This window comes from Trabulsiella odontotermitis, from assembly GCF_001297775.1.
Taxonomy (GTDB): domain Bacteria; phylum Pseudomonadota; class Gammaproteobacteria; order Enterobacterales; family Enterobacteriaceae; genus Trabulsiella; species Trabulsiella odontotermitis.
In genome coordinates this window covers 164,681-177,089 of record NZ_LIFX01000004.1, presented here as the reverse complement: position 1 = coordinate 177,089, position 12,409 = coordinate 164,681, and the positions used below count along the sequence as shown (strand labels likewise).

Annotated in this window: 16 protein-coding genes; 8 read left to right on the top strand and 8 right to left on the bottom strand. The window is 49.2% G+C overall.

Features of this window, described 5'->3' with window-relative positions; all coding sequences use genetic code 11:
• Window positions 1–12: 12 nt before the first annotated feature.
• The 5 genes from AOY23_RS06440 to AOY23_RS06420 form a co-directional block, all read right to left on the bottom strand.
• On the bottom strand, window positions 13–720 hold the full coding sequence (locus AOY23_RS06440; protein WP_054178624.1) for a replication protein P: 708 nt from the start codon (window positions 718–720) through the stop codon (window positions 13–15).
• Complete coding sequence (locus AOY23_RS06435; RefSeq protein WP_054178625.1) at window positions 704–1,672, bottom strand: replication protein; 969 nt, start codon at window positions 1,670–1,672, stop codon at window positions 704–706. Before AOY23_RS06435 ends, AOY23_RS06440 begins: the two co-directional genes overlap by 17 nt.
• A complete protein-coding gene (locus tag AOY23_RS06430; protein ID WP_054178626.1) occupies window positions 1,669–2,469 on the bottom strand; it encodes a ParB/RepB/Spo0J family partition protein in 801 nt (266 codons plus the stop codon). Before AOY23_RS06430 ends, AOY23_RS06435 begins: the two co-directional genes overlap by 4 nt.
• An 85-nt stretch (window positions 2,470–2,554) precedes the next feature.
• Entirely contained in the window at window positions 2,555–3,100 is a 546-nt protein-coding gene (locus AOY23_RS06425; RefSeq protein ID WP_054178627.1) for a toxin YdaT domain-containing protein, read from the bottom strand.
• A gap of 85 nt (window positions 3,101–3,185) precedes the next feature.
• Window positions 3,186–3,401 (bottom strand): helix-turn-helix domain-containing protein, encoded by a 216-nt coding sequence (locus AOY23_RS06420; RefSeq protein WP_054178628.1) that lies wholly within the window; start codon window positions 3,399–3,401, stop codon window positions 3,186–3,188.
• A gap of 98 nt (window positions 3,402–3,499) precedes the next feature.
• On the opposite strand from AOY23_RS06420, the gene AOY23_RS06415 reads away from it, so the two are divergent.
• Complete coding sequence (locus AOY23_RS06415; protein WP_054178629.1) at window positions 3,500–4,132, top strand: LexA family protein; 633 nt, start codon at window positions 3,500–3,502, stop codon at window positions 4,130–4,132.
• A 492-nt stretch (window positions 4,133–4,624) separates the two neighbouring features.
• Here the strand turns inward: AOY23_RS06415 and AOY23_RS06410 are convergent, their stop codons facing one another.
• Entirely contained in the window at window positions 4,625–5,089 is a 465-nt protein-coding gene (locus tag AOY23_RS06410) for a hypothetical protein (RefSeq protein WP_054178630.1), read from the bottom strand.
• A gap of 275 nt (window positions 5,090–5,364) precedes the next feature.
• Between AOY23_RS06410 and AOY23_RS22865 the strand changes: the two genes are divergently transcribed.
• Both AOY23_RS22865 and AOY23_RS06400 read left to right on the top strand, forming a co-directional pair.
• Window positions 5,365–5,616 carry a hypothetical protein gene (locus tag AOY23_RS22865; RefSeq protein ID WP_054178631.1) on the top strand — a complete coding sequence of 84 codons (252 nt, stop codon included), beginning with the start codon at window positions 5,365–5,367 and terminating at the stop codon, window positions 5,614–5,616.
• Window positions 5,613–5,822 (top strand): cell division protein FtsZ, encoded by a 210-nt coding sequence (locus AOY23_RS06400; protein ID WP_054178632.1) that lies wholly within the window; start codon window positions 5,613–5,615, stop codon window positions 5,820–5,822. The genes AOY23_RS22865 and AOY23_RS06400 overlap by 4 nt, the downstream gene beginning before the upstream one ends.
• Before the next feature lie 16 nt (window positions 5,823–5,838).
• Here AOY23_RS06400 and AOY23_RS06395 read toward each other — a convergent pair whose 3' ends face one another.
• Window positions 5,839–6,354 (bottom strand): hypothetical protein, encoded by a 516-nt coding sequence (locus tag AOY23_RS06395; RefSeq protein WP_054178633.1) that lies wholly within the window; start codon window positions 6,352–6,354, stop codon window positions 5,839–5,841.
• Window positions 6,355–7,301: 947 nt separating this feature from the next.
• Here AOY23_RS06395 and AOY23_RS06385 point away from each other — a divergent pair.
• The 4 genes from AOY23_RS06385 (at window position 7,302) to AOY23_RS06370 (ending at window position 10,231) form a co-directional block, all read left to right on the top strand.
• Window positions 7,302–8,546: a phosphoadenosine phosphosulfate reductase domain-containing protein gene (locus AOY23_RS06385; RefSeq protein ID WP_054178635.1), complete on the top strand. Its 1,245-nt coding sequence runs from the start codon at window positions 7,302–7,304 to the stop codon at window positions 8,544–8,546.
• A 12-nt stretch (window positions 8,547–8,558) separates the two neighbouring features.
• Window positions 8,559–8,762: a hypothetical protein gene (locus AOY23_RS06380; protein WP_054178636.1), complete on the top strand. Its 204-nt coding sequence runs from the start codon at window positions 8,559–8,561 to the stop codon at window positions 8,760–8,762.
• Between the two features lie 97 nt (window positions 8,763–8,859).
• Window positions 8,860–9,096, top strand: a complete 237-nt coding sequence (locus tag AOY23_RS06375; RefSeq protein WP_054178637.1) for an excisionase — start codon at window positions 8,860–8,862, stop codon at window positions 9,094–9,096.
• A complete protein-coding gene (locus tag AOY23_RS06370; RefSeq protein WP_054178638.1) occupies window positions 9,086–10,231 on the top strand; it encodes a phage integrase Arm DNA-binding domain-containing protein in 1,146 nt (381 codons plus the stop codon). Before AOY23_RS06375 ends, AOY23_RS06370 begins: the two co-directional genes overlap by 11 nt.
• A gap of 110 nt (window positions 10,232–10,341) precedes the next feature.
• Here the strand turns inward: AOY23_RS06370 and icd are convergent, their stop codons facing one another.
• Entirely contained in the window at window positions 10,342–11,592 is a 1,251-nt protein-coding gene (gene icd, locus AOY23_RS06365) for an NADP-dependent isocitrate dehydrogenase (RefSeq protein ID WP_038154441.1), read from the bottom strand.
• A 156-nt stretch (window positions 11,593–11,748) separates the two neighbouring features.
• Here icd and rluE point away from each other — a divergent pair, with 156 nt between their 5' ends.
• Window positions 11,749–12,396, top strand: coding sequence for a 23S rRNA pseudouridine(2457) synthase RluE (gene rluE / locus AOY23_RS06360; RefSeq protein WP_054178639.1), 648 nt, complete (start codon window positions 11,749–11,751; stop codon window positions 12,394–12,396).
• The last annotated feature ends 13 nt before the right edge of the window (window positions 12,397–12,409 follow it).

Here is a 12,409-nt window from a genome sequence, read left to right as displayed (position 1 = left end):
TTAAAAAACACATCAAACTTGTTGCGTATCACTGCTATCCCCCTTCACTTTGCTTCGCTCATATTTGGCCAGCAGAATTTGCGCTGGCGTCGGGCCCATATCGCGTTTAGGTGCACCTATCGCGCGGCGGATTGGTGGTACAGGAATTCCTGCGCCTGTCCGCTTTTCCCAGTTCCCCAGCAGTTCTGCAGCTACCCGTTGCATCTCTTTTTCACTGAGTTGCCCTTCTGTGCTGCGTCTGCGGAGTTCAAGGCAGATGTGATACAGCACGGGTTGAGGCCATGGATATTGCTCGCTTATTGGGTATCTGAAAACAAGCTTTCTCCACTTCCAGAATTCAGTCATGACATCGTCAGCAGTGATGCCAAAAGCTCGTGTGCCCTCTTTGCACCAGGCGATGAACTGGCCAGGCGATGGCAGGAATGGACGGTTCTGTCTGCGGGCAACACGCATACCGGCGTTAACCTGCTCCATCGTCGTGATACCGTTTTCCATGAAGGCCAGCAGCCACTGGCGGCGTAATTCGTTGAACTGCGCCTGGTCGCTGAAGTTAGATATGCTTGCCGGGAACGCCGCACGCAGCTGGCTGAACAGTGAGTTGAAAATCTCGGCCGTCTGGTGCGCCTGCACGGCTTCTGCCTGAACTTCAGGTAATCCACTGGCGATGCGGCGAAAGTTTTCCTGGTCAAAGTTATGAAGCTGCTCAGAAAGAGTTTTCATCGAATACCCCGTCTATCCAGTCAGTGTTGTTCCAGTCAATCGGCTGGCCAGTGGATTTGCCGTTCGTATGCCCGCTCTGTCGCCGGGTGGTAAGTCTGTCCCACTGCCTGCGCAGACTGGACGGGCTGAGAATATTGTCTTTCCAGAAATCGTCTTTGCTGGCCCATCTGAACAGCTCACAGATTTCGTAGTGTGTGCGGTTATCCTGCAGGCGCATCAGACGGATGGTGTTAGCCCACTCAACCCAGTTCGGCTCTGACAGGCTGGCGTTGACAACCAGCAGCTGAGCGTAAATCCAGTTTGCTGCGCGGAGGTCTTCAGAGGTGCCCCATGATTTCCCGGCCGGGGTATAAATCCCCCCTGCTGCTTCAGGATGACGGGAAAGGAATTTTTCAGTGGGGTTGTCCGGGGATTCGTCAGAATTCCGGGACGAAGAAATAATATCTTTTTTGTCTTTTGTAATAGTGTCTTTTGTGTGTCCCCATGCTGGTGACACCCCTGTCACTGTTCTGGTGACACTTTTTGTCACTACCGTGGTGACAGTGTCATCATTATGGTGACAGTCACCACCGTGGTGACAATTTGGCCCTTTTTTTACATCAGGAATAACCCATTCGTTCAGGGTTTTATTCAGCCCAATCTGGTTACCTTCAGCGATGAGTACACGCATCGCCAGCAGCTCATTCTTGGCGGCGTTAACCTTCTGCCGGGGAAGCTTCGTCAGCGTTGCGAGCTGGGTGTCAGCAATGCGGTCCGTCTTTTTGTTGAAACCGTAGGTTTTCCGGCAAACAGCAAATGCGACCTTTGCCTGATTCTTTGTCAGGTTCGCGCCAATAAGCTCCTCCAGCAGCTCGTTTGCCAGACGGGTGTACCCGTCGTCTGTATCGGCCACGCGGTGCTCCTGTACCCCGGCATCAGCGCCGGGGAAATTGATGATTTCAGCCGTATTCATGACCCGCTCTCCTGACCTGCGTCTTTCAGGAATGCTTTGTACTCTTCCAGAATCACAGTCGCTTCCGGCGGTAACACAATGGCATCCTCACAGTCGACAATGGACTGGATGAACTGGCGCGCTTTGACCGCGCTGAACTGGGGAATAGCTGCGCTGCGGGTGAGTTTTTTCTTTCCGGCTGCTTTAGCCTTTGCCAGACTTTCGGTGGCAACCGTGCCAGCTTTGGGGCCATGTTCGCGGGATAATGCGATTGCCGTTGTCGCTGCCACTTCACCGGATTCAACCATGCCTATCAGCACATCGCCGGATGAAAGCAGCTGCAGGTGGGTTTCGACATCAGCAACAGAACGTCCAAACGCCCTGGCTATTTCAGCGGATGTGTGGCCCTGATTTCTGGCCCGGTTGTATGCGCCGGCACGCTGCAGCGGAGTAATTGGCTTCCCTTGTGACGATTTGGCCATGTGCGCAAGCTTGTCCAGCTCAGTACCGACAAAATCTCTGCACTCGATGCGCGGGATGTCGTGCCCCATCGCAATAGCCAGCTTCGCACCAATGAAACGGTGCTGGCCGTCGATAATTTTAATACCCTGCTCCGTCACTTCGACCGACAATGGTGGCAAATCAGAACCATCTATCCAGCAGTCACGCATATACTCAGCGTGCTCCTGTTCCACCGGGCGGATATTGCTGCCCTCCTCCAGGTAAAGTTCGTCAGTCGGCACCATGAAAGTCTTCTTCACGGTGGTTCCGGTACCGTTTTTATCCTTTTGCTTGTACAGCTGAGAAAGCGTTGTCATAATTATTCCTGTGAATTGTTCCAGTTAATTCGCACAGAAAGCCGCTGGTGTTGCTGCACCACGGCTTTCGCCTTTTTTAAACCTGTCATAATGCCCCCAGCATAGTGGTCACCATTGCCACCAGCGGTCCCGCTAGATCAGGTTCAACTCGAAACATCGATACGATCCCCTCGCTCATTTCTTTCAGCTTCTGGTGTTTTGGCGCGTTGAGCAGTACCGCCTGTTTGGCCTCACTGATTTCCTTCTCCATGGACGCGATGCGAGTCATGAAATTATCTTCCCCCACCAGCCGACCGCGAAACTCCAGAGGAAGAACTGACAGTATTGCTGGTGTAAGCAGACGAATATTCTCGGTCGAATACTTAGTGTCACTGTCTATCCAGCGGAAGATTTTCTGCATTTGGAGGTAAGGGTCTGTTGGTATATCCAGCCCTTTTCCGCCATTCGCATGCCACTCTTTAACGATCTGTGCAGCAACGAATTCACGACTGCGGCAAGTAGAAGCCCAAGCACGAACAGCTGATCGTATTTCTTTGTGATTTATACCTCCGGATTTGATTTCGCGCTGATTTTCAAAAATCAAAACGTTCTGGCGAAATCCGTTATTGTGTTGGTACGTAAGTGATCGCATAAGCCCTCTTTCGTTGAATCAATTACTGACTGATTTACCTGTTTGTTAATTTTTGCTTTCCGTCTTTTAAAAAGAATTCGGCACGCTAGTGAGGCTTCTCGTCGTTATCACCGTACAGTAGCCATTCCGGATCGCACTTCAAGGCTCTGGCTAGCTCAACCAAATAACGTGGGCGTTTTGTAGTCCCCGCCTCTATGGCCTGAAGCGATTGCTGTTTCATGCCTGCCAGAGTTGCTAGCTGAGACTGAGATAAATTCATCTCTTCACGTTTTTGCTTGAGGCGTTGAGAAATTGTTTCCATATCATCTCCACAGTTTTATCTGTACTTTGTAACAGTTATTTCTGTTTGTCAATTACAGTTTTAACTGTGACTATCAAGGCATAGAGAGAGAGGGATTTATGAGCCTTGCTGATCGCGTAAAACAGAAAAGAACGGAACTTGGGCTGACTCAGGCAGAAGCAGCTCAGTTGGCTGGTATTCGCCAGCAGTCATGGCAGAGTATTGAAAATGGGGATACCCGTAAGCCACGAAATATTGTGGGAATAGCCAAGGCATTAAAGTGCGATGCGGATTGGTTATTGAATGGTGGCGCATTCATGTCAACTGCGGAAGTTAACTCAAGGAAAGTTCCTCTGATAAATTATGTACAGGCAGGAGCTCTTGCAGAAAAGCCACCAATAGAAGCGTTTGATGGTAATTTTGAATATGTCATGACCGACCTTGAATTATCAGAATTCAGTTTTGCTCTCAGAATTGAAGGCGAGTCCATGGAACCTGACTTCAAGGCTGGTGACGTCATCATAGTTGACCCTGATATTGAGCCTGCACCCGGTGAATTTGTCGTAGCTAAAAATGGCGGAGATGAGGCAACGTTCAAAAAGTTTCGTCCAACCTATACTGATGCGCAGGGTGCTCAGCATTTTGAGCTTCTGCCGCTCAATGACGATTTTCCGAAAATTAACAGTGAAATGCAGCCTCTAAAAATAATTGGCGTTATGGTTGAACACCGCATCTATCGTCGGAAACGCTGATCCATTACTTATTTCCTCATAAAACCGGCTTCGGCCGGTTTTTTTATACCTTTACAAAAATAAAAACCTCTAGTTTACAGATAGATAGGTATTTTACACATTCAAATACAGATTTATCTGTTGACTATATTACAGTTTTATCTGTATTTTCTGATCATTGCTACGGAACAATGATGCGACATTCGGAAGTAAGCCGCGCCAGACGTTGCGATGACCGCTTAGACCTACGACCCAATTCACCGGGATGCCTGAATCGTAGCGAGTGCGAGGGGTAAAGTGTACGTGAGAGCGTAGGCGTGACCAGACCGGGTGATTTACCAGAGGTCATTTTCGAGTGTTCTTTGGTGAATCAAACCGAAAAATGATATGAAAAACGCGACCGCAGTCGCGCTGATTTATCACTTCGGCTGTGGTTGTGGCGGCTTAGGAGTAGGCCGCGGAATAGCATGATTAGGTATAATTTCTTTTCTACTCATTAGCAATCCTGAAGGTTTAACGGTGAGGACAATCTCCAGCAAACCAGCCAATAATTTTTATATTCCAGGGAAGTTGTGGATCTGACTCAGGGTCATAACCTTTTCGGATATTGGTTCTGACAATCGCTAAGTCTGAAAGAAGTAGCCATGGCTTATGGTCACTATCTTCTATTTCAACGAATTTATCCAACAACTCCTCATCAGAATATCTGGACTCAAGGTTCAGAAGCTTCATATAAGCTTTGCTTTGAGTTGAAGAGTGTTCTGATGCTTTAGCATACTGATACGTCATCTGAATCGCAGATAACACCGCAACAGCAAGACCATACCAGAAAGTCCCCTGAACCCCAGAGAAAACTACAGAGCCAAGAATAAGAAGAGTCAGCGATATCAGCTTATCAATACGCCATGTAATTTTGCTGAACATCAGCTCAAAGTTATATGAGTATTCAATTCGATAAAGTAGTTCTTCTCGTTCCATTTGACCCTTTTCTCTTAAGCATCCGTTTTCAACTTATGAGTTGGTTTCGGCTGCGGCTTTGGCTGTGGTCTCGGCGGTAAATGGCCTTCTTTATGACCATTATATTCGCTCATACCTTTCCCTTTAATTGTCTGTGGAATATTCAATTTATCAGTTTCTTTTGTCTGTGGAAAGCAAGGAAACCACGAGCCGGCGTGGATAAATATCCCGGCATTAACAGGTCGCCAAGTGCGACTTTTTTCATACCTCATTCGCTTCACCGAGGCGGCTTAGTTATGACAACTGGCGGCCATCCACCGCCAAACATTAAGCGCAGAAGTCTTGTTTTAACGTTCAGCAGCCCAGCTTACGGGCAAGAGGTTCTGATGAAAATTACACACAACGGAAAGCAATACACCGTCGTAACGTTAGCTTCAGGGTATCAATGGCGACTGACCGAAGTCGGACAGCCAAATAACAAAATCACGCTAAACCGCCAGCATATGCTGTTGGCCGGTTTGCTGGAACAGGTGGAGGGAAAATCGTGATTTCCCACTATGGCACTACCCCGATGATTCGCCAGTGTGTCACTACCGGGATGATGGCAATACATAAAGGGCGCACCTATCGCGTATCTGCAGTCATTCCGGAGCGTAAATGGGTGTATCTGCACACAGACGCAGAAATCATCCGTTTAAGCGACTGTGTGTTCGACATTCTCCTTGATGGATATGGCGAACCTATCAATCACTAAATCTGTCCTGTCTCAGTCAACTATCCCCGTTAAGCACCCGTCCAATTTCACCAAATGACATCGGGGCTTCATAGCGGGAGTTCCTGTCCATTAAATATTTATTTTCGCAGTGGAGGCAACGGCTTTCATGAAAGGCAGAGGTCTTACCTACCGGGATAGGATGAAGTATAGATTTTATGTTTTTGGAATAGCAAAGCTGACAAAGGTGCACGGTTACGTATTTTTCGTTCACAACTTCATCCTTCGAATAAACAAACGTTCCCGATTCAAGCTGGTTCAAAACATAGCCTTCTACCTGGGAACGAAAGTTTTCGAATTCGGCAATCTTTGCTTTGAGTTGCATTACCTCTTCGTCCTTAAGGCGGATAGCTTCGCCAAGGGAGAAACATTCACTCTGAAGAGTAAGTAGCTTGCTCTGAAGTTCGATCGTCGCTGCCTTTACTTCAGAGTCTGTTTTAGCCTCACCAAATACTTTTGCGAGACCAGCAGTCTCCTTTATAGCGGTCATGGCAGATGCAAGTTCAGCGATCACTTTAATACCCTCTCTGTGTTGGGGACATTCAGATTAGCCGAATCTTTATCAGGATTGAACGGCTTACTACTTCAGCGGATCCTCGTGTTTGCGGAGTAGCACACGAAGATAATTTATCTCATCAAGTTGAGACGTCAGAAGCTGAGCAAGTCTAAGGTTTTCGGATTGCAACGCGACCAACTGCCGATGTAGCTCATTGGTTGCCTTCTGAACTACCGGTGATTCATCCGCATCATTGATCACCTGCAGAAGGTCGAAAGAAGCCTTTATGGCTGATAGTGAGGCCGTGAATTCAGCAAGCATGTTTTACCACTTTCATGTTTTGGATAGTCAGATTAAACGGGTCCTGATAGTTGGAGAATAGCAGATTCCACTGAGCCTGAAGTGGTGAAAAGACAGGCACATAACAGGTAAGAGCATTCCCGCCACATGACTGCTGAAACCCAAGCGCTTGGCGGATGACGGTAAATCAATGGGTCAGCCCGTGTGCCCGGAGATAGCTGCCGCGACTTGATGCGCCGAAACGCAGAACTCGGGGCGTTGGTTGAAGATCGGAATGCTCTTTCCGTTGTGGTAATCCGTGAAACGGCGCGGCGGTAAGTATGGCCCGGGCTTTATCCTTTTCCCCGGGAATGTCCACCGGGTTGTCAGGTTGACCATACGCCTGAGTGACAACCCCGCCACAACCAAATCACGACTTAGGACCGTGATATCAGGTAGTACGACATTGCTGTGTGTAGCCTTGGCGGTACCCGGGTCTTCCAACTACTGGAGGAGAAGATAATGTTCTACCGCGGTACCGCCCTTTTTACACAATAGACAATGATGTCGCCAGGCGACGTACTCATGACCCAATCCGTCCAAGCTAATTAGCGAAGCGCAATTCTATAAATTATCGCCATCCGGCGAGGGCTTCGCACAACCCAAAATCGCTGGGAGGTCCCACAATGAACGGGGCAGCAATGATTATTACACATACGGATATTCGCTCGATGATTCGAGAAATCGAAGTCGCATATGACCGATATCTTACTGAGTTTCGCATCCCGGACGACCATAAAATCGTTGTGAATTACTCTGCCGGTAAAGACAGTACTGCGACTCTCGCTGTCGCTCATGCGCTATTCGGCGACCGTGCGCAGGGTGTAATGGCAGACACAGACAACGAGCATGAACTAACTATCAAGTTTGGCAAAACCATCCATGAGCAAATCGGCTGCAAACCGGTGCAGATGGTAAAGCGTATTTACACCGAAGATGATTTCGCCAGACGCCGTGCGCACCTGCAGAAAAACTGGCCAAAGCGTCAGGTCATCAGAATGGGCGTGTACCGCGGCGTCGTTATGCCTTCACTGGCTCGCTCAGACACTAAATTCGGACAGGCATGGCTACGTACCGCAGAGCGTTGGGGGATCGAATATGAAACAGCTCTTGATGCCGCCATGTCAGTTATGCATCCGAGTGGAAATAGCTTTCTCGACTGTGCCTTGCTCCATGGAAAATTCCCAATGCTACGTGACCGCTTTTGCACCGATGAGCTGAAAATCCAGATAGCTTACGAAAAGGTAATGCAGCCATTGCTGGATAACGGCGATGTGGTGGTTCAGTGGTCCGGAGTCCGGGCTGACGAGTCATCCAAGCGTGCCGGTTATGAACGCTTCTCTGCCGATCGTAGAGACCCGGACTTCCTTTACAACTTCCTGCCAATACACAGATGGACAGCCGCAGATGTTTTTGCTGTTCATAAATATTTTGGTATCAAACCGAACCCGCTTTACACACAGGGAGCTTCGCGAGTCGGCTGCATGAACTGCGTGCTGTGTAACAAAGAAGAAATTGCTGAAACGACAGCGCGTTGGCCAGAGCATATTGAGAAGCACAAACAGTGGGAACTGAAAGTTCGCTTAAGAAGCCGTTGGGTTCACTGGATGAGCGTTGGTGAGGTAAGCCAGCGATGGATGAAGCAGTTCGATTTACCTCTGGGCAGAAACGTACAGATGTATGGCATAACACCTGAAGTCCAGAATATCGACTGGTCTGGGTTTTATGGCCCGCGTGGTGGCCTTAACTCTCCAGGCGTTGAAGAGGTGGTCGAGTGGGCTAAAACAGGTCGTAGTGGCAAAGTCTACGACCTTGTGAAAGCCAGTCTGGACACGTCAGTGTGTTCGTCTCGTTACGGTTTATGTGAATAAGGAGCAAGCGGCATGACCACGTATGTACCACCATACCCACCACTGAAACATGGCGGAAAAACATTGAAGCTGCTAGCCATTATCCATCGCCTTCAGATGATAATGATTAATGAAAATATTAGTCCGGAAGAATTAGTTACCTGTGCGGAAGCGGTAAAAAATAATTATGAATATGTGGCACCTGTTAGGGAGAACATTGGTTCACAAAAAAAGTAGACAGATGTGACGTATGTGTTGAGGGTGCCCGCGGCGGTTGTGGTACCTGCTGTTTTAAAAAATTGCCGGATGCAGCCGGTAAAGTGGAGAAATAATCATGTCTCGAATGATCCCCCTACTCGACTGGGCAAGAGAGGAATTTGGCGAGCAAGCCCCGAGTGAGCGTGTATTGAAAAAATACGCAAAAGGCAAAATGATCGCCCCACCAGCTATTAAGGTTGGCCGCTATTGGATGGTAGATCGTAGCGCACGCTATGTTGGAATACTCGCGGCACCGCAGTTACCTGTTAGCGCCAGTCCTAAACTACGAAGGATTATTTCCGATGGCTGCTAGACCACGTACACATAAAATTGCCGTGCCAAACCTCTATTGCAAACTTGATAAGCGGACCGGCAAAGTATACTGGCAATATAAGCACCCTCTTTCCGGCCGTTTTCACAGCCTCGGTACCGATGAAGCTGAGGCGAAGCAGGTAGCAACCGAAGCCAATACAATCATCGCTGAGCAGCGCACCAGACAAATCCTGAGCATTAATGATCGGCTGGCTAGGATGAAGGGCAATCGAACAGATATCACCGTAACTGAATGGCTGGATAAATATTTGGTTATCCAGGATGAGCGGCTAAAGCTCAATGAGCTTCGACTTAACTCCTATAAACAAAAAGCTAAACCTCTACGTTTATTTCGTGAACATTGTGGAATGCAGTACCTGAAAGATATTTCTGCCCTTGATATTGCCGAAATAACAGATGCCGTGAAAGCTGAGGGACACAACCGTATGGCACAGGTTGTACGTATGGTTCTTATAGATGTGTTTAAAGAAGCGCAACACAGTGGGCATGTCCCACCAGGTCATAACCCGGCACTGGCCACTAAGCAGCCACGAAACAAAGTCACCAGGCAGCGTCTTTCACTGGAAGAATGGAAAACGATATACGCCAGTGCAGAACGGCAGGAACCATACCTCCAGACCGGCATGTTATTAGCGCTGGTTACAGGCCAGCGTCTCGGTGATATTTGCAAAATGCAGTTTAAAGACATCTGGGACGACATGCTTCACGTTGAGCAGGAAAAAACAGGTTCCCGCCTGGCTATCCCACTGGATTTAAAATGTGATGCCATTGGATTAACTCTGCGTGACGTAATTTCTAAATGCCGTGATGCCGTTGTGAGCAAATATCTTGTGCATTTCAGACATACCTCATCGCGGGCCAATCGTGGTGACCAGGTTTCTATCAGTTCACTGACATCCACCTTCAAAAAAGCGAGAAATAAAAGCGGTCTTACCTGGGATACAGGAACAGCTCCTACTTTCCACGAGCAGCGTTCATTGTCAGAAAGACTCTACAGAGAACAAGGGGTGAATACTCAAAAACTGCTTGGGCATAAATCCAGAGAAATGACCGATAAATACAACGATGATCGCGGAAAAGACTGGGTGATCGTCATCACAAAAGCAGGGTCATGATGAGGGGGTTTTGGGGAAACGTTTTGGGGAAAGTTTTGGGGAAGAATTTTTCGAGAGCAGTAAAAAAGGGAGCCGAATGACTCCCTTTCGCATTTAACCCAGTAACTGGATTACATGTTCGCGATAATCGCGTCGCCAAACTCTGAACATTTCAGCAGCTTAGCGCCTTCCATCAGACGTTCAAAATCGTAGGTCACGGTTTTGGCAGCGATGGCGCCTTCCATGCCTTTCACGATCAGGTCTGCGGCTTCGAACCACTCCATGTGGCGCAGCATCATTTCTGCGGAAAGGATAACGGAACCCGGGTTCACTTTGTCCTGACCGGCATACTTCGGCGCAGTACCGTGGGTCGCTTCGAACAGTGCACATTCGTCACCGATGTTTGCGCCCGGTGCGATACCGATACCGCCAACCTGCGCCGCCAGGGCGTCGGAGATGTAGTCGCCGTTAAGGTTCATACAGGCAATGACGTCATACTCTGCCGGGCGCAGCAGGATCTGCTGCAGGAAGGCGTCAGCGATAACGTCTTTAATGATGATTTCTTTACCGGTTCTCGGGTTCTTGATTTTCTGCCACGGGCCGCCATCAATCAGTTCGCCGCCGAATTCTTCACGAGCAAGCTGGTAACCCCAGTCTTTGAACGCGCCTTCGGTGAACTTCATGATGTTGCCTTTGTGAACCAGCGTTACAGAATCACGGTCGTTAGCGATCGCATATTCGATAGCTGCGCGAACCAGGCGCTTGGTCCCTTCTTCAGAGCACGGCTTGATGCCGATGCCGCAATGCTCAGGGAAGCGAATTTTCTTCACGCCCATCTCTTCACGCAGGAATTTGATCACTTTTTCCGCGTCAGCGCTGTCCGCTTTCCATTCGATACCGGCATAAATATCTTCAGCGTTTTCACGGAAGATAACCATGTCGGTCAGTTCCGGGTGTTTTACCGGGCTTGGGGTGCCCTGGTAGTAACGAACCGGACGCAGGCAGACGTACAGATCAAGCTCCTGACGCAGCGCAACGTTCAGGGAACGAATACCGCCACCGACCGGGGTGGTCAGCGGGCCTTTGATGGCAACGCGATAGTCACGAATCAGATCAAGCGTTTCAGGCGGGAGCCAGACGTCCTGGCCGTAAATTTTGGTGGATTTTTCACCGGTGTAAATTTCCATCCAGGAAATTTTACGCTCGCCTTTATAGGCTTTCTCGACAGCGGCATCCACCACTTTCAGCATCGCCGGGGTAACGTCAACGCCGATGCCATCGCCTTCAATGAACGGGATAATCGGGTTGTGAGGGACGTTGAGTTTGCCGTTTTGCAGGGTGATTTTCTGGCCTTCCGCCGGAACAACTACTTTGCTTTCCATTAACCTCTCCTTCGAGCGCTTCTGGGTTTGCTCCTCCTCTCTCGCACCGCAGGCGCGGACAAGTTTGAGCAATATTTTTTGTTAATGATTTGTAATGGGCCTGTCAATACTACCTGAATGTTTGGTTCCATGAAAGGCATTCGTAATTAGGCTATAATGCGGCAATTGACCATGCCTGAAAATACCATGCCGAAAACTTCTTATAGAAATCACCGGGTTGAGCGATTCAGCTCAAGACAATCCGCCAGACCGCGTAACGATAACTCGCCGAAGCGCGTCATTTTGTTCAATAAACCTTACGATGTGCTGCCGCAGTTTACCGATGACGCGGGACGCCGCACGCTGAAAGACTATATCGCCATTCAGGGCGTGTATGCCGCCGGGCGACTCGACCGCGACAGTGAAGGTTTACTGGTGCTGACCAACGACGGCGTGTTGCAGGCGCAACTGACTCAGCCAGGGAAACGAACGGGCAAAATCTATTACGTGCAGGTCGAAGGAGAACCAACGGACGAAGCGATTAACGCGCTGCGTAACGGCGTCACGCTGAACGATGGCCCCACCCTGCCCGCGGGCATTGAACAGGTTGACGAACCTGAATGGCTCTGGCCGCGCAATCCGCCGATTCGTGAACGTAAATCGATCCCCACCCGTTGGCTGAAAGTCACCTTATATGAGGGCCGCAACCGTCAGGTGCGCCGTATGACCGCCCATGTGGGTTTCCCTACCCTGCGTTTAATTCGCTATGCGATGGGCAATTACACACTCGACAACCTCGCCAGTGGTGAATGGCGGGATGCATAAATCAAGGAGTCCG